The organism is Peribacillus sp. NPDC101480 (assembly GCF_050277335.1).
GTDB lineage: Bacteria > Bacillota > Bacilli > Bacillales > DSM-1321 > Peribacillus.
This window is the reverse complement of the sequence record NZ_JBNNSB010000001.1, coordinates 388,975-410,913: the sequence shown is the minus strand read 5'-3', so window position 1 is coordinate 410,913 and position 21,939 is coordinate 388,975. Positions and strand designations below refer to the sequence as shown.

At 40.1% G+C, this 21,939-nt stretch carries 22 protein-coding genes and 2 pseudogenes; 5 read left to right on the top strand and 19 right to left on the bottom strand.

The window, feature by feature from the left end; translation table 11 throughout:
- Positions 1–427: 427 nt before the first annotated feature.
- Together ACQKMF_RS02140 and ACQKMF_RS02135 are read right to left on the bottom strand one after the other, a co-directional pair.
- Positions 428–810, bottom strand: a pseudogene (locus ACQKMF_RS02140) (collagen-like protein).
- Positions 811–1,178: 368 nt separating this feature from the next.
- The gene (locus ACQKMF_RS02135; protein WP_427571609.1) at positions 1,179–2,105 is read right to left on the bottom strand and encodes a DNA-3-methyladenine glycosylase family protein; all 927 of its coding nucleotides are present in this window, start codon (positions 2,103–2,105) and stop codon (positions 1,179–1,181) included.
- Positions 2,106–2,274: 169 nt separating this feature from the next.
- Here ACQKMF_RS02135 and ACQKMF_RS02130 point away from each other — a divergent pair, with 169 nt between their 5' ends.
- Positions 2,275–2,877: a bifunctional transcriptional activator/DNA repair enzyme AdaA gene (locus ACQKMF_RS02130; protein ID WP_397315445.1), complete on the top strand. Its 603-nt coding sequence runs from the start codon at positions 2,275–2,277 to the stop codon at positions 2,875–2,877.
- Positions 2,867–3,391, top strand: a complete 525-nt coding sequence (locus tag ACQKMF_RS02125) for a methylated-DNA--[protein]-cysteine S-methyltransferase (protein WP_101223110.1) — start codon at positions 2,867–2,869, stop codon at positions 3,389–3,391. Before ACQKMF_RS02130 ends, ACQKMF_RS02125 begins: the two co-directional genes overlap by 11 nt.
- A gap of 60 nt (positions 3,392–3,451) precedes the next feature.
- Here the strand turns inward: ACQKMF_RS02125 and ACQKMF_RS02120 are convergent, their stop codons facing one another.
- From ACQKMF_RS02120 to ACQKMF_RS02110, 3 genes are all read right to left on the bottom strand, one after another.
- Positions 3,452–3,889 (bottom strand): DUF2690 domain-containing protein, encoded by a 438-nt coding sequence (locus ACQKMF_RS02120; protein ID WP_230176842.1) that lies wholly within the window; start codon positions 3,887–3,889, stop codon positions 3,452–3,454.
- A 90-nt stretch (positions 3,890–3,979) separates the two neighbouring features.
- Positions 3,980–4,453, bottom strand: a complete 474-nt coding sequence (locus ACQKMF_RS02115; RefSeq protein ID WP_402939280.1) for a YjfA family protein — start codon at positions 4,451–4,453, stop codon at positions 3,980–3,982.
- Between the two features lie 562 nt (positions 4,454–5,015).
- Positions 5,016–5,282, bottom strand: coding sequence for a transporter suffix domain-containing protein (locus ACQKMF_RS02110; RefSeq protein WP_230176643.1), 267 nt, complete (start codon positions 5,280–5,282; stop codon positions 5,016–5,018).
- A 242-nt stretch (positions 5,283–5,524) separates the two neighbouring features.
- Here ACQKMF_RS02110 and ACQKMF_RS02105 point away from each other — a divergent pair, with 242 nt between their 5' ends.
- The gene (locus ACQKMF_RS02105) at positions 5,525–6,205 is read left to right on the top strand and encodes a copper homeostasis protein CutC (RefSeq protein ID WP_402939283.1); all 681 of its coding nucleotides are present in this window, start codon (positions 5,525–5,527) and stop codon (positions 6,203–6,205) included.
- Between the two features lie 206 nt (positions 6,206–6,411).
- Here the strand turns inward: ACQKMF_RS02105 and ACQKMF_RS02100 are convergent, their stop codons facing one another.
- The 4 genes from ACQKMF_RS02100 to ACQKMF_RS02085 form a co-directional block, all read right to left on the bottom strand.
- Positions 6,412–6,834 (bottom strand): UPF0715 family protein, encoded by a 423-nt coding sequence (locus ACQKMF_RS02100; RefSeq protein ID WP_402939286.1) that lies wholly within the window; start codon positions 6,832–6,834, stop codon positions 6,412–6,414.
- Positions 6,835–6,953: 119 nt separating this feature from the next.
- The gene (locus ACQKMF_RS02095; protein WP_397315447.1) at positions 6,954–7,736 is read right to left on the bottom strand and encodes a putative protein N(5)-glutamine methyltransferase; all 783 of its coding nucleotides are present in this window, start codon (positions 7,734–7,736) and stop codon (positions 6,954–6,956) included.
- Between the two features lie 223 nt (positions 7,737–7,959).
- Complete coding sequence (locus ACQKMF_RS02090; RefSeq protein ID WP_230176642.1) at positions 7,960–8,697, bottom strand: MerR family transcriptional regulator; 738 nt, start codon at positions 8,695–8,697, stop codon at positions 7,960–7,962.
- A 486-nt stretch (positions 8,698–9,183) separates the two neighbouring features.
- Complete coding sequence (locus tag ACQKMF_RS02085; RefSeq protein WP_402939290.1) at positions 9,184–10,032, bottom strand: pentapeptide repeat-containing protein; 849 nt, start codon at positions 10,030–10,032, stop codon at positions 9,184–9,186.
- Between the two features lie 264 nt (positions 10,033–10,296).
- Between ACQKMF_RS02085 and yyaC the strand changes: the two genes are divergently transcribed.
- Positions 10,297–10,869, top strand: coding sequence for a spore protease YyaC (yyaC, locus tag ACQKMF_RS02080; protein WP_427571604.1), 573 nt, complete (start codon positions 10,297–10,299; stop codon positions 10,867–10,869).
- A gap of 174 nt (positions 10,870–11,043) precedes the next feature.
- On the opposite strand, the gene ACQKMF_RS02075 is transcribed toward yyaC, so the two are convergent.
- The 7 genes and pseudogenes from ACQKMF_RS02075 to ACQKMF_RS02045 all read right to left on the bottom strand — a co-directional run bounded on the left by ACQKMF_RS02075 (position 11,044) and on the right by ACQKMF_RS02045 (position 16,474).
- Complete coding sequence (locus ACQKMF_RS02075; protein ID WP_230176639.1) at positions 11,044–11,190, bottom strand: hypothetical protein; 147 nt, start codon at positions 11,188–11,190, stop codon at positions 11,044–11,046.
- A gap of 57 nt (positions 11,191–11,247) precedes the next feature.
- Entirely contained in the window at positions 11,248–12,558 is a 1,311-nt protein-coding gene (locus ACQKMF_RS02070) for a CitMHS family transporter (RefSeq protein WP_101223119.1), read from the bottom strand.
- A 173-nt stretch (positions 12,559–12,731) separates the two neighbouring features.
- A complete protein-coding gene (locus ACQKMF_RS02065) occupies positions 12,732–13,436 on the bottom strand; it encodes a response regulator (RefSeq protein ID WP_402939305.1) in 705 nt (234 codons plus the stop codon).
- 2 nt (positions 13,437–13,438) lie between these two features.
- The gene (locus ACQKMF_RS02060) at positions 13,439–15,043 is read right to left on the bottom strand and encodes an ATP-binding protein (RefSeq protein WP_101223506.1); all 1,605 of its coding nucleotides are present in this window, start codon (positions 15,041–15,043) and stop codon (positions 13,439–13,441) included.
- Positions 15,044–15,170: 127 nt separating this feature from the next.
- On the bottom strand, positions 15,171–15,629 hold the full coding sequence (locus tag ACQKMF_RS02055) for a VOC family protein (RefSeq protein ID WP_402939310.1): 459 nt from the start codon (positions 15,627–15,629) through the stop codon (positions 15,171–15,173).
- Between the two features lie 175 nt (positions 15,630–15,804).
- Positions 15,805–15,948 (bottom strand): annotated as a pseudogene (locus tag ACQKMF_RS02050) (ABC transporter substrate-binding protein); the annotation flags it as partial.
- A gap of 16 nt (positions 15,949–15,964) precedes the next feature.
- Entirely contained in the window at positions 15,965–16,474 is a 510-nt protein-coding gene (locus tag ACQKMF_RS02045; RefSeq protein ID WP_427571601.1) for a GNAT family N-acetyltransferase, read from the bottom strand.
- Positions 16,475–16,772: 298 nt separating this feature from the next.
- Between ACQKMF_RS02045 and ACQKMF_RS02040 the strand changes: the two genes are divergently transcribed.
- Positions 16,773–18,161 (top strand): L-cystine transporter, encoded by a 1,389-nt coding sequence (locus tag ACQKMF_RS02040; RefSeq protein WP_072273439.1) that lies wholly within the window; start codon positions 16,773–16,775, stop codon positions 18,159–18,161.
- A gap of 135 nt (positions 18,162–18,296) precedes the next feature.
- Here the strand turns inward: ACQKMF_RS02040 and ACQKMF_RS02035 are convergent, their stop codons facing one another.
- From ACQKMF_RS02035 to ACQKMF_RS02025, 3 genes are all read right to left on the bottom strand, one after another.
- On the bottom strand, positions 18,297–19,499 hold the full coding sequence (locus ACQKMF_RS02035) for a hypothetical protein (protein ID WP_427571598.1): 1,203 nt from the start codon (positions 19,497–19,499) through the stop codon (positions 18,297–18,299).
- 147 nt (positions 19,500–19,646) lie between these two features.
- Complete coding sequence (locus ACQKMF_RS02030) at positions 19,647–20,303, bottom strand: phosphatase PAP2 family protein (RefSeq protein ID WP_427571596.1); 657 nt, start codon at positions 20,301–20,303, stop codon at positions 19,647–19,649.
- 227 nt (positions 20,304–20,530) lie between these two features.
- Entirely contained in the window at positions 20,531–21,880 is a 1,350-nt protein-coding gene (locus tag ACQKMF_RS02025; protein WP_427571594.1) for an amino acid permease, read from the bottom strand.
- Positions 21,881–21,939: the final 59 nt, after the last annotated feature.

Below are 21,939 nucleotides of genomic sequence, written 5' to 3'. Positions count from 1 at the left end.
GCATCCTCTATTTTCATTTTCATTCACTAAATTTTATAGGAGCATAATGATTTTACCATTTCTATTAAATATTGAACATTGTTGGCCGTTTATTTCGCCACATTCAAAAATGAAAGGATTTAAGTAACAAAAAAGGGAGTGAGAAATGAAATTCTTGAATCCTTTTCAAATGATAACGTTTCCACCTGAGGTACTATCGGTTTATTTCTCAGTGTCCTATTTAAGTTGTTTTACACCTTGTATCTCCTTTCCCTAGTCGGAATGATGACCGCTTTAGGGGGTCGATCCACGATAGGCATTTCTCTTAATGATGTTTTTCTTTGGATAGTACTGCTTCTGTATTGCTGCCATATCTTTTCATACTGGAGGAAAGCAAAACAAGCTGAAACATAAAATGCTCAAAGGAAACATCTCCTTTGAGCATTTTTCAAAAACAGCTAAATGAATTGATTTGTCTTGTATCGTTGCCAAAAATCGTCCAGAACCTGCCATTCCACCTGAAGGCGGCAACAGAACGCGGACCGACGAAGATGGGGTAATACCAGAAACGCGCACCATTGTTTAGCCATATAAAAGTGTTCCTGAAAAGGCAAAATGAAATCGCACCTGGATCTACGGCAAATGTTGAAGTAGATTGCTGTTGGGGGATAAACGCTGGCCGGGAGCTGTTGGTGCTTGCGAACCCGGCGGCGGTCCTGGCTGCCCTGGAAATTGAGGTAAACCAGGTATGCCCGGAAAGCCGGATAGACCGGGAAACTGCCGTTCAAGAAAAGCTTGATCTTCATATTGATACGTTGGGTACATATACATGGTCATTCATCTCTATAAGATTGAATGTAAAAAGTTATGATATATGAACTCAACGGAAATGCTTTAACTTAGAAAATGGAGATATATCAACGAATTCTATAGTTTTATCTCCGAATAAAAGGATATATCGACGAAATTTATTGTTTTATCTCCGAAATTAGAGATATATCGACGAATTCTACAGTTTTATCTCCGAAATTGGAGATATATCGACGATACTTACAGTTTTATCTCCGAATATGGAGATATATCGACGAATTCTACAGTTTTATCTCCGAATATGGAAATATATCGGCGAAATTTATTGTTTTATCTCCGAATATGGAGTTTTATCGACGTTACTTGTAGGTTTATCTCCGAAGCGGTATTCAGTATAGCAATCTCCATAAATAGAAGGTCGCGTAGGATTCCCAATCGGCCCACGCTTCCGAAAGTTTCAGGATTTCCGTTTTCGTTGGTTTTGCTTCCGTTTGCATGACCAGTTTCATGGAATTATGCAGCCCGACATCATCGATGGGAAAGGCTGCTGGAAAACGTAAACAGCGCATTAAGACATAGTTCGCTGTCCACGGGCCGATTCCCCGTATATTGGTCAGCATTTTTTCAGCCTCTTTTACATTCTTTGCAATCAACAGCTTTTCTTTAGTAAGTTCCCCTTCTGCAATCAGTTGAGCAACACCTATTAAATATTCACACTTCTTCACCGTCATCCTCATATCGGCAAAATCTTCGACCGTCAATTTCGCGATCACCTCAGGCGTCGGAAACAGCCAATATTGCTTTCCTTCGAATTCTACAAAATCACCAAATCCCTCCACAAGCCTCCGTTTCAAGGTATAGGCATAAGTCAAGTTAATCTGCTGTCCAAGTATTCCCCAGGCAATCGCTTCAAATAAATCAGGGATGCCCATATTTCTCAAACCGAAGAATTGGCTTACAGGCTTTTGCAATAAAGCGTCATTTTGGGCCAGCTCATAAAAAGGAAGCAGATTTGTCTCAAGATCGAACCAGTGACGAACGTATTGGGAAACAGCATTCTTTACCTGATTATCCATCGGTGCAGTTCGTCCTGGAAATCGAACGGTCAGCTCCGTTTCATTCATCGCACTGATTTCTATTAAAAGAGTCTCGTTTTCGGCAACAAGTGCTCGATAAATTTTTTGATCAACAATATCGAACAGACATTCATTGGAGGATCGTGATAAGTATTTAAGATTTTCCGAAAAACTGAACTCCTTTGGTGCACGAATTCTCAATTCAGTCTTGACTTCATCATTTGATAATTTCTCTTTCATTCCGCTCCTCCTTTAGCTTTATTCTAATGAAAGGTGAGTACGTTATCTCGCTCCTTCCTTCATGCAACTCCCTTATTTTAACAGACCAATAGTCTTCTTTTCCAACTCGAACAATTACGTTATCTTGCTTTTATATTATCAAAATGGTTGTATATCAACCCTTTCTTGTATACTAAATGAAGAGGTGAATGCAGTGAATCTTTTCCCGAATGAATATTGGAAAGCTATTATAGATTGTGATGCCGCATATGATGATCATTTTTTATACGGAGTAATTACGACAGGCATCTTTTGCAGGCCCTCCTGTAAATCCAGGGTGCCGAATAAGGAAAACGTGAAGATTTTCAAAAATGCCATGATGGCTTTGGAAGAAGATTTCCGGCCTTGTAAACGATGTAAACCGGAAGGAATGAATTTGCCGACGGAAGAATGGGTTGAACAAATAACCGAATGGATCGACACCCATTACAGCGAACCCCTCACTTTGAACAAATTGGCGGATATTTCTCACGGCAGCCCCTATCATTTACAACGTTCATTCAAGCGCGTGAAGGGGATATCGCCCACTGAATACATTCAACGGCTTCGCCTTGAAAAAGCAACGAGGCTGCTGGAAAACTCCGAACAGCCGATAACCGAAATAGGCTTGGCTGTGGGGTTCTCTAGTACACCCTATTTCTTGACGCTGTTCAAAAGAAAAATGGGGAATACCCCTTCAGAATATCGGAATGCTTATCTCAAAGCTTTGGAGCGTGAAGAAAATGAAGAATGATAAAGAACAAACCATTGACTGGGCCATATTGCATTATGATAAGTGGCAATTATATGTGGCCAAGACGGAAAAAGGACTTTGCTATGTAGGCTCTCCGGATCAAACGTATGAAGAACTGAAGTCTTGGCTACAAAAACGCTTTCCAATGGCGAGCCTTGTTGAAAATGAGAAAGCATTAAATCCCTATCTAAAAGAACTACAAGAATATTTCGAAGGAACCAGGAAGACTTTCTCTCTTCCCGCAGATGTAAAAGGCACGCCCTTTCAACAAGAAATTTGGGCAGCGCTGAATCAAATACCCTATGGAAAAACCTGTTCCTATTCCGATATAGCCCAAATCATCCAAAGACCTGCAGCTGTTCGGGCGGTTGGTACGGCCATTGGTGCCAATCCTATTCTAATCACAGTGCCCTGTCACCGGGTTATCGGAAAAAACGGGGCCATTACCGGTTACCGGGGAGGCACGGAGATGAAAAAATATCTACTTCAATTGGAAGCAGAAATGAAAGCGTGAGTACAATCTGACCGCAAAAAAAGCATCCGACCATAAGGATGCTTTTTTTGCCTTTGTTTTTCAGTACCAAATGGTCACCGCTTTTTTATATGCATCACTATTAGGTATCGCATGTATCCCTTGGGCCTGTGCCTTTCGCGGATCATAATCATATACCATTGGTGTATAGCACGAGGTCTGCCCGATATTCACAACACCATTGCCCCCAGAACTGGCGCATGTATAGGCCTTACCATCAGTACTTCGGACGATCCTGGCATCCGCTTCATGGTTGTATACCGCGGGCCGTGTTACGGTCACTTTTGCCCATGCGGTTTTACAGACAGTGCTGAATTTCAATTCTACGTACGAATTGGAATCGATCCATTTTTTATCCTTCGTTACCGCCGAACTTGCACAACTATTATAGTAAGGACTTTTTCCATCATAGGTGTGTGTTTCGGCCAGTGCTTGATTTTTTCCAAAACCAAAGTCGACAAGAAACATCGACAGTGTCATCACAATGGATAAACCTATCATTTTAAGCTTTTTATTCAATACATTCATCCTTTCTTTGCAAAAATATAGATGAAGGTTTTTCCTTTTTCATTAATACCAATCGGTTTCACCTGCTGTATATGGCCAAAAAGCGACCGCTTTTGCTTTTCGCGGATCTAAATCATATACCATTGGTGTATAGCATGACGTTTGACCTTTATTTATTTCACCATTTCCTCCAGGAGATGCACAGCTAAATTGTTTATTATCAGTATTTCGGACAACCAATGCCGTTGCTTCCCCGTCTGTTTTAGCTGGTCGGCTTAGAGTGATCTTCGCCCATGCGGTTTTACAGACAGTGCTGAATTTCAACTCCAAATTGGCAGAACCGCCATTGGCATAAATTTTCACTGACTTCTTCGTGACAGCGCTATTCGCACAACTATTATAGTAAGGACTTTTTCCATCATAGGTGTGTGTTTCTGCTGAAGCTTTGCTTACAAAAGAATCAAGGGAGCCAAAAAGTACTAAAGAAGCTACAAAAAATGAAATGCATAAAACCACTTTTTTCATTATTTCACTCATCCCCTTAACAAAATTTATACACTGTTCATCTTACAATTTTGTAATATTCTTACAAGTGATAAATTCCCTAGTTCATGAAAAACTACATCCCCGCCTTAAAGTTGCAGCCTGCCATCACTATTACAGTCTTGTATGTCTCGCTTTATCAACTGAATCAGCACAGAGACAAAGTCATTATCCCTATGAGCAATTCAGGACAAATAAGGTAACAACTAAGGACATATGCGTATCGAGCTGAGACAAAACGAGCCAATAGGCTGCAGTTGATTGGTAAGGATACAGGTCGATGTACTTAATGTTTTTTTCAAGAAAAAAGAAAAACCCCAACAAAACTCGAATCGTTTTGTCGGGGCTTTATTTTCAATTAACGAGGTTTTCTCTGATCAATCTAATGGTGCTTTCATAATAGTAATCCAATCCCGTTTCACTACTTGCGAACCAGCAGGCCAATATCCCAATCTATGTACTACCTCACGACGGTTTGAATGTGATTGGAATCGAAAACTTTCAACAACTCAGTTTCCATTGGAGCTTTACTCCCAGCCCTTTTTATAAAACAGCTTCATCCTTTTTCTTTTCTCCAATTTTTCGGGTTTAAATAACCTTTATATTTAGCAGCCACTTCTTTCCCGACCAAAAGTGCTCCTGCCCAAAACATGACCTCCGCAAAGACGATTGCACCTGTTATGACCCCCGCTTTAACCGCAGTCGAAAATGGGGTAAAAGGAGCTACGACAGGAATGATCCAAGTGAGAAGGGAAATGATCAGGAACCCCATCCCTACTTTGTAAAACCTCGATTTCTTTATTTCCTTACTTTCTTTATCCAATTAAATAACCTCCGTCATGATGATTTTCATTTAATTACACTGCCGAACATTCCACTTTCAAATATACCATTGAATATATTCTTTTTTTATACGTTTGAAAGTTCATTTCGTTTCATAAATAGCGAAATAAAGATATTCCATTTGAGGAAAGCTAGGGAAAACTATCTATTAATGAATTGACTTTACTATTTTTAATGGATTTAATAATCTTATAACACTTGCATGAAGGAAAGGAAAATCCAATGTACATTGAATTCATTGCCACAACGATAGAGGATGCCATTATTATCGAAGAATCGGGCGCAGACCGAATCGAGCTTGTCAGTTCTTTAGCCGAGGGGGGATTAACTCCCAGCCACGCCCTGATAGAAGCTGTCGTCAATTCAGTAAAGATACCAGTCAACGTGATGGTAAGGCCTCATAGCCAGTCGTTTAGTTATACGAAAAATGATTTGGAAATAATGAAAAAAGATATCGAAATCATTCGATCACTGGGAGCCAACGGGGTTGTATTGGGTGCATTAAATGAAAATAATGAAATCAATCGACCATATCTCGAAGAATTATTGACGGTATGTGAAGGTTTGGAGATTACATTCCACCGAGCCATCGATGAAACAAACGACCCGGTCATTTCAGCTGAAATGCTAGCACAATATCCAGAAATCACAACGATATTGACCTCAGGAGGTAATGGGGAACTCCCCAGCCGCATGAAAACGATTCAACAAATGAAAAGAGTCAGCGGCGACATAGCCATACTGGTTGGAAGCGGCTTAAATAAGGATAATATCCTTTCTATCCATTCCGAACTGCATACCGGTCACTATCATTTCGGTACGGCTGTTCGAAAAAATAACAGTATCATTGAAGGTGTTACATTAGAAAAAGCAAAAGAAATCGTAAACTTGCTAAAGAAATAATGTCGAAAAGGGATCATTTAACTGGTCCCTTTTGTTTGTCAAAAGGGGTTCTATCAAAATGAAACGGAAGGTGCGAGACTCCTGTGGGAAAGCGCCTCCAGGGGAGACCGCAGGCGCAAAGGCGCCGAGGAAGCTCCCGGACCGCCCGCGGAAAGCGAGTGCCTGGAGGCAACGTTTGAATTTGTCTACAATCTGAAGGTCCCATTTCAAGATACAGGGCTCTTTTTTTGTAAAAAGACCGAGTCCCAAAACCAAAAAAACAGTGCCGCAGAAAGGCTTATTGCATAGTAATTCTTTGTAGTTAAAACATCCATACTGAAGTCAAAATTAAGCACCGCACTATAAATGAATACAGCGAGCAAAGAGAAAAAAATATAAAAACTAAAATAAATTAAACTGAATTTTTTAGGATGTTTATTGAAAAGGACCTGTACCGGAACAGCAAATAATAAATAAGGGATAACAACATAAAAAGAAAACACGATAATGCCAAGCACCCCCCAGGTACCGAAGCTAAATATAACCAACATCGTGGAAGTCGACAGACAGGAAAAGACTAGACTAAAAAAATAATAAGGAATCACATCGCTTAGCTCCGATACCTTTTGACTCATTTTCCAAAGTTCCATTTAAACTGACACCTCAAGATGACTTGGATTTTTTTATTGCTCGATTGCCTCATTTTGTTGCAAAAATTTGATTATTGAAGGTCACGGTTTTTTCCCCAGCCTTAACTTAACAAGTGCCCTCAAACATTTCTTTTGAGTGCGGGCCTGGTTCCAATTACGACAGTGGCGTCCAGTTCTTCACACTTTACCATCTGTGGCATCATCCCGTATCCAGCAAAGATTTCAACGGTCTGCATCGCTTGCCGCTCACTCGTCTCGACTAACAAATGGGAGCCCGGCGCCAACCAAAGTGTTGCCGAGGCCGCCACCCTTCGCTGGACATCAAGCCCGTCCGCCCCTCCGTCTAATGCCACCCTCGCCTCATGCATGCGCGCTTCATGGGGTAATAGACCGATTCCCTCAGTGGGGACGTATGGTGCGTTTGCGACCAGGACGTCAACACGTCCCCGTAAATTTGCTGGAAGCGGTTCATAGAGGTCCCCTTCGTATACCCGACCATTGATTGAAGTGACGTTACGACGCGCGCACCGCACCGCGGCTGGGTCAATGTCGACTGCGTACAACTCGATACCTTCGAGAACATCGCCAACCGCGGAGCCAACCGCGCCCGTGCCGCAGCACAAATCCACTACGACTGCTCCTGGCATAGCGAGTGCTGTCACTTGGCGGACCAAAAACTCGGTCCGTCGGCGGGGTACGAAAACTCCGAGATGAACCTCTATCCGGATACCGCAGAATTCCGCCCAACCGATGACGTGTTCAAGGGGCAAACCCGCTATCCGTCTATCCACCATCCCAGCCAGTTCGGCCGTTGTCCCTGCCGCGTTGATAAGCAAACGGGCCTCTTCCTCCGCGAAAACACAACCTGCGGCCCTAAGTTTAGTGACGATACTTGTATAAATGGTATCTCCATTAAAAACAGCAACTTTACTTCCATCAACATCATTGATTTTCCCGAGGTTAAAGGAATCATTCCTAAATTCCATAAGTTTCCTCCTGTTCTCTTAAATTCTAAATATTTCCATAATCACAGTATACAACTTCTTAAACTGACCGTCCCCTTAGCACCAAAATAAAAAGGTTGCCGCAGCAACCTTCCATCATGAAATCTCTCAAACTTGAGTTTTAATTTTTGTTAGCGTCAGCAAAGTGCCCCATCGCATCACACATGAATTTTGCCAACCCTTCGCCATATTGGTCGATATTTTTGGTGAAGCGTTGATCGTCCACGTACATTTGTCCTAATCCTTTGAAAGCATCCAGCGAGTATGTGCCGAAGTTATTGTTCAAACAATCATACCATTCTTTAATTGCCTCTTGTGCCTCCTCCGACTTTGGCGAGCCATTTCGGATTGACGCAAGTTTTAAATAGATTGCTGATACAACTTTCTGTGCATCTTTGGACATGCCCGCCACTTTAGCCTTCGACTCATCGACAGCTTTATCCCCCCAAAGCTTGCGAGCTTCTTCTTCATATGGATTCTGACTGAAGTCAAACCCTTCAAATTTTTCTTTATTCGTCATTTGAATTTCCCCTTTCATATGTTTAATCGATTTTTCGACCGTCTTAATTAATTTATCGAGCTGACTGCGTTTCTCCAGCAACATTTTTTGATGTTGCTTTAACGCATCTTGTTTATCAAACGAAGAACTGCTAATCATTTGTTTTATTTCCTTTAATGGCATGCCAAGTTCCCTGAAAAACAGGATTTGCTGCAACATTTCAAGATTATCATTCGAATAAAGGCGATAACCTGCATCGGTTATTTCCTCTGGCGATAATAACCCGATTTCATCATAATAATGCAGCGTCCGCACACTAATGCCAACCAAATCGGCTAACTCCTTCACTTTCATTGCCACTGCTCTTTACCTCCTTCCGATATCATTAACAGTAAGGTATTACGCAACGTCAGAGTCAAATGGAAAAATGAAAATTTCCCTCCCAAATTTAAAAGACGATCCTTCCTAATGAAGAATCGCATGTTAGCAGGGTTCACTCTTTGTAAAAGCTTCGGATTAAAGCACATCTAATTTACTTGTCCGCTATTGATGTTCATACACTATGTAGTAAATTTCCCATTACTCGTGAATCTGGCGCTTTTACTCGTGAGTTTCGTGCTTTTACTCATGAATATGGTGATTTACTCGTGAATTTCGCGCTTTTACTCGTGAATTTGACGCTTTTACTCGTGAGTTTGGCACTTTTACTCGTAAGTTTCCGCCTTTTACTCGTGAGTTTCGTGCTTTTACTCGTAAGTTTCCGCTTTTTACTCGTGAATTAAACAATCTCATTATTCGTTAAGCGTTTGCTCTGCAAGAAATCTTGCTCCAATCTTGGCTAAACTTCTATCTCCAATGATTGGGAATGCTTAATGAAGGTGGTAATTTTGTCTTTGTGTCGCCTTTAGCCGAGTTAATCTGTGCTTGTGTGATAAAGAAGCTTCCGGTGAGATCGGCACCTCTTAAATCAGCGTCCCTAAAGTCTGCACCAATAAGATCCGTCACTCGCATGTCGGCTTCTCTGAGGTCAGATGCAATAAGCAAAGCTCCTCTTAAGTTCGCTCCCCTAAGGTCAGCTCCTCTCAACTTTGCACCGATCAGGTCACTTCCCCTGCCTATTTTGTTCGGCTTTTTTTTATTTTTCTTAAATGAAACCTTTGCACGTACCAGTTCACTTGTGCGCAGAAGTAAATCATTAACGATCGCTCTATGAGCTGGCACATTCAGGTCCATGATAGACTTTGGACTTTGTTGAGTGAGATATTCCATGTCTTCAAAAGCGGTCTGCAATTCTCGGTGAAGAGGTTGCGCATCTTCTAAATTCAGTGCTTCATTTAAGTAGCAAAGCATTTCATGAAGTTGTTGCATAATAGGAAATACATCGAACATTTCCTTTGCTGACTCTGGGTTGTTCCTCCAATCGTTTCCATCATAGGTGAGTTGAGATACCTTTTGACCGGCACCGAAACATTCATATACCGTGCAGCCTTTATACCCTTTAGCTCTGAGATTTTCATGGATGCCGCAACGATAATCTGATTGCAAGTTTGAACATGGTGTACCTCCCTCTTTATCAAATGCAAAATCAGCAGATTTTGCATAAGGCAAAGCCACACAGCACAAACCAAAACAATTCTCACAGTCTGCACGTAATTGATTAAGGATACTATCGTTATTCGTTAATTGATTAAACATTCTTACACTTCCTTCTATAAAACACTGGCTCTGCCTTTCTATAATCAAAAGTTTCATACAGTATATTTTTTTGTTTTCATTTTATCAAAAAAACCAATTTATCTATATATTAACAAAATACAAATAAACAAGAAATGATATTCCACTTGATACGGCGGCTGAAATTGATCATTAGAGGGAAGCAAGTGATTTCCATAATATTTTGAAGAATAATTAATCATGTTATAATTTATTCAAGATCACGGTACTCTAGGGGGTGTAGGCATGTATCCTTTTGATGGCAGGAAAAAAAGGGAGACAAAAATTGAAATGCAGCGTTGCAGCTATACGTTGGATACAAATGCAGAAGGAGAAATAGACGAAATGTCTTTTCAAATCGCAAGAATTCTTCGGCCAATGTCCAAAGAGATCATCTTTTTATGTATTGGATCAGATCGTTCCACAGGAGATTCATTCGGGCCTTTAGTAGGGACGATGCTTAGAGAAAACCAAGTCCCTTATCATGTCTTCGGTACACTCGCAGATCCTGTTCACGCCCATAATTTGAAAAGTGTTTTGAAAGAAATAAAAAAGCAATTTAAAAATCCCTTTATTTTTGGTATAGATGCTTGTTTGGGTGGTTATCATCAAATCGGTTATATATTTCTGACAAAAGGTCCTTTTACCCCTGGTGAAGCGATGAATAAATCCTTACCTGAATTGGGTGATTATCACCTAAAAGCCGTCGTAAATTATTTAGATCCCCTTTTGCCCCGACAATCTTTAAATGATACGAGACTGCTTACTGTAATGAATCTGGCGAAGATTACCACAAGAATCATTGTTAAAAGCGGCTAGAGCAACAGAAAAACCCCAATAAAGCCTTAGCTTTTCGGGGTAAACAATGAAATGCATAACCTTGAAGGACACTCCCATGATTTGCGTTTTGAACATACATCATATTTTGTAAAGTTCCACTTTTCTTTTGCAATAACCTTTTTTTATTAAACACCCTACTATTCATTGCTATCATTATGCTAAACATGGGTCATTAAAGTAAATAACTTCTGATAGAACCTTATTGCCCCGAATATTACAGAAAACTTCCCTTGCTGCTTGTTCTGTTTCAAATTCATACATTACAATACCTCTGCTTTTATAGAGTGTGATGATCCACATTGAAAATCCTCCAATTTTAAAATATCCTTCTGCAAGATAGAGTAACCATTCCTTTTACTAAATGACTCCCAAGATTATCGCGGCTATTGTCATAACAGTGACAGTCCCTAATGCCCATTTCACGGCAAACCGCTGTAGATCCCCGAAGTCAGTGCCAACTAAACCTATTAGCAAATGTGCTGCGGCCACCAAAGGACTCAATACGTGTATCGGCTGCCCTATTAATGAAGCACGCCCTATTTCTGCCGCGCTAATTCCATAAGCATCAGCGGCTTGTGCGATAATAGGAAGTACGCCAAAATAGAATGCATTATTTGACATAAAGAAAGTAAAAGGGGCACTGGCATACGCAACAATAACCGGTAAAAATGGTCCGAAAGATTCCGGGATTAATGAGACCAACGTAATGGCCATTGCATCGATCATTTTCGTTCCAGACATGATACCGGTAAAAATCCCGGCTGCAATGACAATTGAAACGACGGCCAATGCATTTTTCGAATGAACGGCGATTCGATCCTGCTGATCTTTCAAATCAGGATAATTGACCAATAACGCAACGGCGAAAGCAATCATGAATAAAATGGTCAAAGACATAAAATCAATGATTAATGATGCCATGAGCACAATCGTTAAAATGAAGTTGAACCAGACCAATTTCGGTCTGCGATAATCACGGGAGACCGTAGTTGCCGCTAACTCGGAATTGGCCTCCGAATTCATTTCATTAGTGTGATTATGCTGGATCTCCACTACGCCCAATCTCTTTCGTTCCCCTTTTCCCAATATAAAAGCCACGACAAGAACCCAAATTAGGCCAAACCCCATGACAGGAATCATCGGCAAGAACAATTCCGATGCGTCAAGGTTCAACGAGGCCATCGCCATAGCGGAAGCTCCGCCCCACGGTGTCATATTCATTACACCCATAGATAACATGGCTACAGTGGCTAATATTATTTTGTTCATGCCCAGACGCTTATAAAGGGGTAAAAGTGCTGAGACAGTAATGATGTAAGTAGTTGTCCCGTCCCCATCTAATGCGACGGTCATTGAGAGAATAGCGGTTCCTAAAACTATTTTTAATGGATCTCCTTTTACTATTTTCAATATTTTAGAAATAAGAGGATCAAATAAACCGGAATCTATCATTATTCCAAAATATAAAATCGCAAACAATATCATTATGGCTGTTGAAGCTATACCTTCAACACCATCCTGCATCATGGGTCCCAGCTCTGTAAAAAATCCTCCAATCACTCCAAATATGATTGGAACGAGCATAATGGCCACTAGTGCCGATAGTCGCTTCGACATAATTAAATACATGAATACTGCAATCATGGAAAATCCTAAAATGGATAACATCTTCAAGCCCCCTTCTGTTTATCACCATCTCGTTTTGACAGCGCTTTCTTTAGAGACTATCATCCATTATGCCTTATTCACATATAAAGAAAGTAAAAAGAGTTTTTTTCATTTTTTTCACGCCTAAAAAAGAAAAAATCCCATTGATGAAAACGAATTTCATCAACTGGGATTTACATGTGCTTTATTTTATATTTTCTTTCAGGCCTTCCTATACCACCATACAAAACCTCAACTTCCATTTCATTACAAGAAACTAAATACTCCAGGTATCTTCGCATGGTTGAATAACTAATTCCAACGAGTTGACCTAGTTCATCAGCGTTTAAACTGCCATTGACGTTTTGAATCTTGCTTCTGACCATTTTCAAGGTATGTTTGTCAATTCCCTTGGGAAGAGAACTTATTTGGACATCATTTGCTGTATTTGAATTACTTATGGTCCGAAAAAGAGTATCCACTTTATCTTGATTTACTAAATTGCCATTATGCAGCTGCCGTCTCGTCAGGTCGTATTGGTTGAGCGTCGCAAGAAGCTTATCGATAATGATCGGTTTTATAAGGTAACCAAAAGCCCCTCCCCTAATCGCTTCACTGACTGTTTCGGTATCATTCGCGGCGGTGATCAGGATTACATCAATCCCCCGGTATTCCCTCCTAATTTCCCGAAGAAGGTCAATTCCATTCATATCAGGTAAAAAGATATCCAATAAAATTAAGTCCGGTTGTGCGACATGCAGTATATTCAGCGCTTGCTTGCCTGTGCTAGCTGTAGCTATGACAGTGAATTGATCTAGTTGATTCGTAAATTGTTTATATATATTCACTGCATTCTCATCATCTTCAACAATGACGACTGTAATCGGTCCTTTGGACATTCTCACGCCTCCTTTTCTGCTTTTATATCCTTCGGGAAGACGATTGTAAATCTTGCTCCCCCCAAATAACTGCGATCAATATAAATTTCACCGCTTAAAAGACCAATGGAGTTTTTTACAATGGCCAAGCCGATCCCATGATTTTCCCCATTTTTAGTCGTATAACCATCTGAAAAAATAATATCTTCCATTGCATGAGGGATACCTGGACCGTTATCCTCGATATCAAATATGATTTCGTTTCCTAAATCCGTAAACGAAACTTTGACCTTTCCCCCACTTTTGTTCTTTTGCCGCGCTGCCTCCATCGCATTATCGATGACATTACCAATAACGGAAACCAAGTGATGGGAATCCTCAGGTTTTAATGTACTGTTTAAATTGCTTTCCTGTTCTATTTCTAAAATAACCTGCAATTCTTTTGAACGGTTTATCTTTCCAAGTAAACAGGCGGCGATTAAAGGGTCTTTAACCGATGACATAAGAAACGATATGATATCTTGCCTCTCCCTCACTTCAGAAGAGATGATGTTCATTGCCCTATCATACTGTTTTAAACTAAGTAATCCATAAATGGTATTTAATTTATTTAAAAACTCATGATTTTGTGCCCGCATATTTTCTGAAAAGGCCTTGATTTCTGAAAATTCATTAGTTAATTGTTCAATTTCTGATACTGTTCTTATTGTTAAAACGATACCTCTGACGTCATTATGATTTAGGATCGGGGATAAATCCAAAATGTATAGCTGTTGGCCTAAAAGTAACTTACGATTGAACTGCCCCTCTTTTGTGCTGATTACCATTTTGATGAGTTTTTCTAAATGCCCATTTACAACTCTCTTTCCCACCATAAGCTGATGATCATGAAACAATTCACGTGCTCTTTTATTCATGGAAGTAACCTGTTTTTCAATATTAATCGTAACGGTAGCATATCGGATGGCATCAAGTGTCGCTTCCCTTTCCTGAAAAAGAAAAGAAATTTCCTCAGGCTCCAGACCTAAAATAAGCTTTTTTAAGCGTCGCGCTATAAATATTGCCCATAAGATTCCTACACTGATCGGGATAAGTGACAAATGAATAATCTTCATTTTATAATTGGATATTTGATCTTGTACATTCTCTACCAAAAATCCTACAGATGAAACACCGATAACTTCCCCTTTATCATTCCAGATAGGAGCCTTAGCTTTAATCGCTGGCCCCGATATCCCATTTCCTTGATAAATGATTGATTTGTGTTCATTTAGTACTGCATCATTACTAGTAGCCGTAGGCTTACCAATATATTCTGGATTAGGATGAGAGTATCGAAGTCCTTTATGGTCCGCAATGGTTACATAATCTGCACCTGTTGTTTGACGAATCATTTCTGATACGGGTTGAATCACCTCTGAGGGCTGTTCATCGTCAAATCCCTGGATGATCGTTGGATTTTGAGCCGCTAATTTGGCCACCGTCATTGCTTGCTTACCCATATGGTTTTCGACGATGTCTTCCAGCAGTGTAGAGAATAGGATGCTCACAAGTAAGGTACTGATAAAAACAACGAATATGATAAGTAATGTCATTTGAGTTAATAGGTTCACTCTAATTTTAAACATCCACATGCCAAGCCTTTCCGTATTGATTGCTCATACTCGTATAGTATATTTCATCAAAACAATGATTTGTTTCTTATCAAATGGACTTGAATAAAATTTTGCAAAATCCTAAGTAACTTTACAAAGTTCACCTGGTTAATAGTTCTTCCCATTCTTCAAGTGATAGTTTTTCGGTAATATGCTTATATGCATCAGGGACTTTTATCGAACACATAAGTTCCAGACTATTGCCATCGGGATCATTGAAATAGACGGAAGCGTTTCCTTGGTTCGGACGCACAAATGGTTCAATCGTTGTCCTTTTTCCAAAGGGGACGACTTCAATTTGCAAGGTTTGAAGCCAAGTTAATGCATTTTTCATATTATCATAAGTTACCCGAAAGGCGATATGCCTTAGTGAAGGGTGGTATGGAGTTTGATATTCCTTCCCTTCCCATAAGCCGACCCAGCTTTTGTTTTCCTCGATCCAAAAGAAGGCAGTATCTTCATCCCTCCAAGCTAGTTTCAAGCCTATTTTCTTATAATAATCCATAGAGATCTCCAGGTTCTTGACTGGTAAATGGGCTTCATATAAACCTTCTATCATATTAGATTCTCCTTCTCCTATAACTTTCATTTTTACGAATTATGATCTGCCAAACAAAATAATTCAAGAAACCGATCCTATTATCCTTCTAATTGGATATAGTAAAACCCGAACAAGAACACGTCTCATTCGTGTCAATTATTCGGGTCATTTGTTCAGCATCCGCTTGGTCGGTTCAAAACTTCTCGGGATAGAGTCCTTCCGCTACTGTCCGTAAGGCTAGTGGTGCACGAATCCCTTCCGCGCCCGCTGAAAGAGGAAGCACGATGATTGCTTTATTTCGAATGGCCGGTACATCCGCCAGTTCACTTTTATTTAAATAGAAGAAAATGGATTTAAAGTTTCTTTCTATAATGGTAGAATGTTAGCTTTTGACCCGTATCCACACTAAACTCCTCATCAATCGAAATCCGTTCAAAACCGTTTTTCACTAAAACCTTTTGGGAAGCGATATTGTCGCTTGTAGTTTTGGCATGTATTTGAGTCACATTCAATTCCGGCGCCAGATTAACCAAAAGCTTTAGAGCTTCATTCGCAAACCCTTTTTGCGTAAACGCTTCACCGATTCTATAACCGACATGAGCCGTACCATTAACGGGGTCGATATCCAATAGATTAATCCTGCCGACGATTATGCCTGAACCATCCTTAATCAAATAAAAAGAAGAGATAGCATCTTCTTGTTCTTTTAATAATTCCTTATGCCTGATTCCAAACGATCCAAAGCTATAATAATCATCTCCCCGGCCTGGGACCGTTTGCTCGAAAAACCTTCTATTATTGCATTCAAATGCAAATAACTCTTGTGCATCCTGTTCATTAAGCCTGTTAATGTATATATCCACTTATTCTTCATCCTTTCAAAAAAACGCTAAGCATACGCGGCCTGTTATATCATTCAAGAAAACCAAGTGCTTATCCTTCCTGATAATATATATATATAATGGAAGGATTTATTCCCAACTTGTTCCAGGCACCATATTGTTCCCTCTAATTCAGTTCCTGAATAAAGATAAATACATGAATCACTTGAAAAGTCAAAAATAAATTATTTTCTTCTGGTAAAAAATCAAGGGATGATGTATCATAGGCATCAGATATTTATTATTCTCATTTGGTTAATCGGAATTAGGAGGAATATATATGATTGGTTATGTGTTTTTAAATCTTGCCATAATGCTCGTTCTTTTAGGCGTATTATTTTACATGAATAAGAAGCATATTTCCTTTACAAAAAGGGTCTTTACTGGACTTGGTTTAGGGATTGTATTCGGACTTCTTTTGCAGTATTTCTATGAACCTCAGTCAGAAGCGATCGTTAAATCGGTCGATTGGTTTAACATCGTAGGTTCAGGCTATGTCAAGTTCCTGCAAATGATCGTCATGCCGCTTGTCTTCATTTCGATCTTATCCGCATTCACAAGATTGAAACTGACTAGCAATATTGGAAAGATCAGTGTCCTGATCATCGGAATCCTGCTTGGAACGACTGCGATTGCAGCAGCTGTCGGGATCACCTCGGCAACTGTATTCAATTTGGAAGCCGTTCAAATTGAGCAAGGGGAAGCGGAGTTAAGCCGCGGGGATCAAATATCGGAAACATACGGTACGATTCAGGATAAAACGATGCCTCAGCAAATCCTTGAGTTGATTCCGTCCAATCCGTTCCTTGATTTAACGGGTGCACGTCCGACATCAACCATTTCCGTTGTAATTTTTGCTGCATTTCTTGGGATTGCCTATTTAGGGGTCAAAAGGAAACAGCCTGAACATGCTGAATTTTTTGCTAAAATAGTAGATACATTGCACAGCATCATCATGCGCGTAGTAACATTGATCCTGCGTTTAACACCGTACGGGATCTTGGCGATCATGACGAAGACTGTAGCTACGAGTGATTTGGATGCAATCCTGAAATTGGGGAAATTCGTCGGTGCCTCTTATGTCGCCCTGATTGTCATGTTCCTCATCCATCTGTTATTGCTGATGCTTGCAGGATTGAATCCAATCGTATATTTGAGAAAAGCTTTCCCGGTATTATCATTTGCCTTCACTTCAAGAACAAGTGCAGGAGCTCTGCCATTGAACATCCAAACACAGAAACAACTAGGGGTGTCCGAAGGTATTGCCAACTTTGCCGGATCCTTCGGCTTGTCAATCGGTCAAAACGGCTGTGCCGGAATCTATCCGGCCATGTTAGCGGTCATGATCGCTCCAACGGTTGGGATCAACCCGCTAGATCCTTCCTTTATAGCCATGTTGATTGCCATCGTGGCCATTAGCTCATTCGGGGTTGCAGGTGTAGGCGGAGGAGCAACATTCGCTGCCATCCTAGTATTATCTGCAATGAACTTGCCAATCGCCTTGGCCGGTCTGCTGATTTCCGTCGAGCCATTGATCGATATGGGAAGAACGGCTGTGAATGTCAGCGGAAGCATGACTTCCGGTATTCTGACTAGTAAAATAACGGGCGACCTGGATAAGGAACAGTTCAGTGAAGAATCATCTTTGAAAATCGAAGCTGAAATGTAAAATAAAAAAGCATCGGACTTCCATTGGAGGTTCGATGCTTTTTTACATAGGCTGTACATTCAATTCAACCAAAATTCTTGGTGCAAAAAGTAATAAGGGAATGATGATTGAAACCCAGTTAAGATAAAATTCATTTTAAATAAGTACATGCCAGATATTTTCTTGTTTCTTATATCTTCCCTTTATTTCTCCAACACCATCAATGGTTAGCGAACCATTGGTTTCAAATGGTTCATTCTCTATTATCAGATGTAATTTATTTATGTTTTGAATTCCATGATCAACATGGGCAATAACCGGTTGTTGAATAAGAAAATCTTCATTGTTCATCCTTACTCTTATAAAGCTCTTATGTAACAGTCTATCTTCTAATGAGATCATATTCATCGGGTCAAAGGATTTAGCAGTTATTTTCCCTTCAATATATAAATGAATGCCTGCTTGTTTATTAAACTCTTCAAATGCTTTCATTCTCTTTTCCATAGCAAAATTAATGACTTCCTCTGTTTCAGGACTTATTTTCACATCAGCCATTGAATGCTCCATATAGTCACCGGACTGCTGTTTTAATAGGTCATATAATGTATCTTCTCTATCAAAAAAACTTTCCATCCAGCCTGGTGAAAGCTCCTCAAGTAACAAACACATAAATAAACCGGAACTATAACAACTTCTTCTAATGCGAGAAGTAGATTCATATTTGTTTGTTAGTTGTTGTGCATACTTTTTTAAAACCGAATCGTAATCAAGCGGGCTTTTTTCCGAGTAAGCCTTCAATTCGACATACCACGCAGGTCCCTCGATGGTTTCAATCAAATTTTCATATGTCAGGTACTCCTCAATCTTGGCTGCTCTTTTTTCCCTAAGGGCAATGAAGGCATTAAGGTATTGTTTCTTGTTAATTAGGTTACTTTCCAACATTGCACAATAAAGATTTGCTCGTTCCTGATTTCTTAATTCCACATTTTCTTTTGACAGCGGATATGTGATTCCCAGCATTTCATCGGGAAACCGTTTTTCATCCTTTATATATTGATAGCCGTGAAACAATTCATGAACCAGTATTGAAAACAAATCTTCATATTTCTTATAGTGATCCATATTAACAATTGCAGTGGGATATTCTTCATACATAATGATTGTGTCAGCAGTAAACTCGGTATCCCACTTTAAAATATGATATGTACATGGTGAATTGTTACTGAATTTAGGATGATTGAATAGATAAACATTACTCTTGTCATATATTGCATAGGCAACAAGTTCAAAATCCGGCCAATAATTTTCCAACTTTGCTTTAACCAAGTCTTCAGCCATTCGATCAAGATGATGAGGCATTCTTTTCCTCCCTCCACTGTTTCCATTCGATTAAAAACATAATACCATATATAATTTACATAAATACCCAATCATTCAATAAAAAAAAGCCGCTGTTACATATCAACTCATGGGAGCGAATATTCTTACAGTGGCTTTTTCCTGTGGTCACTTTTTAATTTGCCTCGCTGTGTAATGATTGGCCTGAATAGCCGATAGTGCTTGGAACATATACTGGACGGCTGCATATACCCCGCATGCAAGGAGGATTCCTGCGAGTACATCCAATACAGCATGCTGTTTCGTAAATAGCGTGGAGAGGATGATCAGTGTTCCGAATGCAGTGACACTGGCATACTCCCATTTGTGCTCTTCTTTCCGCTTATGGGCAACGATCATCATGATGAATGTGGTCAGTACATGAATGCTGGGAAGGCAGTTGACAGGTTGATCATGACTATAGATGAACCGCATTAACTGGGCAAAGATATCGTTGCCCACGACTTCTGGACGCGGAACTGTCGTTTGCCAAAGGCAATATACAAGAAAACAGAGAAGTTTCCCCGATATCAAACTGCCTAATCCTACGAAATAGTGCTTTCGGTCAACAAAGCAATAGTAAATCAGCAATCCATAAATATACGGATACCAAAGTAAATAAGGAACGGCAAATTCTTTAATAAAGGGAATCTCCCCATCTATTATAGTCGTAACATCGACAGCATGACCTGAAGATTGATTGATGATTGAATAGATGGAACTAGTAATCATCAAAAGTAATAAATAATATAACGGGTGAAAGGATAGTATGGAATTGTTTTTCATAGTTCGCTCCGGCTTTCAATATATTGGTTTTTTTCCAAAGATTATTATACTACATTTTTCACTAGATTAACTCTTTAATCGCTAAAGTTAATGATTCCCATGAACTAGTAAAATGGATATCTCTTACTTTTCATCCGACTAAGAATACATAACGAAAGCCATGGCATATACCACGGCTCGATATGAAACTTATATGCGGGAAGGCAAAAGTGATCACTCCGCCATCTCTAGATTTTGTTATGGCGTTTTTTCCATACATACGTTAAGGAAATGAAGATGTAGATGCAAAGTGTAATGATCGTAACGACTATGGATGTCGTTAAAATGATTCCGATCAGGATCGTTATTAAAGCGATGATCGCAGCCCAAGTCGTATACGGGAACCATTTTACCGAATAGGCACTTGTTTTTCCGGACTGTTGTTTACGTGATTTCAAATGGGCGAAAGCAATGATCAACCAGATGAATAATACGGTATATCCAAGCGAACCCATTAGGAAGTCGAAGGTCTTGCTTCCAGCAAATAAGGAAATCAATACACCGCCATATAAAGCGGAAGTACATATTAATATTGCGGGAACAGGTACTTTCTTCTTGGATAAACGGGAAAAGATTTTCGGAACGCGACCATCCACGGCTTGTGTATACAGAACGCGGGATGAACCATACAACCCGGAGTTCATCGATGATATGATCGCTAATAGAACGACGGCATTCATGATATGGTCGGCACCTGGAATACCGATCATTTGAAAGACCATCACAAACGGACTTTCCTTCACCCCGTTTACTTCGTTCCAAGGAATTAAGCTAACGATGATGAAAAAAGGAATGATATAGAAAGAAATGATCCTGACCAATGTACTGCGAACGGCCTTGGGAACCACTTTTTCAGGATCTTTCGTTTCAGCTAATGTGACCCCGATGATTTCCGTACCGCCATATGAATAGATTACCACCAGCATCGCCGTGATCAAACCCGTCGATCCATTCGGAAAGAAACCGCCATGCTCGGTCAAGTTAGAAAAACCGACCGCGGTATGATCACCAAAAGTAACGAGCAGCAACAATAATCCAGCCATGATGAACACAATGATGACGGTAATCTTAATTAAAGCAAGCCAGTACTCCGTTTCAGCAAAAACCTTTACCGACAGCAAGTTAACCGCAGTAACTAAAACCGAAACAGCTAATGCCAGTATCCAGATTGGATATCCGGGCAGCCAATATTGAAGGAAAATCGCCGCAACCACTGATTCGGCCGCGATATTCAATACCCACATTTTCCAATAGATCCAATCCAGGAAATAGGCAGGATACTTTCCTAAGATCGATTCGACCAAATCCCTGAATGTTCGTGCACCGCTATTGCGGACCGCCATTTCAGCTAAACCTTGCATGATGAATAATAGGATTATGCCTCCTATCAAGTACGCAATGATTACGGAAGGACCCGCCATATCAATGGCTGAACTGCTTCCTTTAAATAAACCTGCCCCGATGGCACCTCCTAATGCCATCATCGTTATATGCCTTGAAGTCATTGTCCTCTGTAAATTCCGTTTGTCCGTTTCCATATCCTTACCCCCCAAAAATCAAAAAAAGCATATCGTCTCTTCCTTCATAATCAAATGAA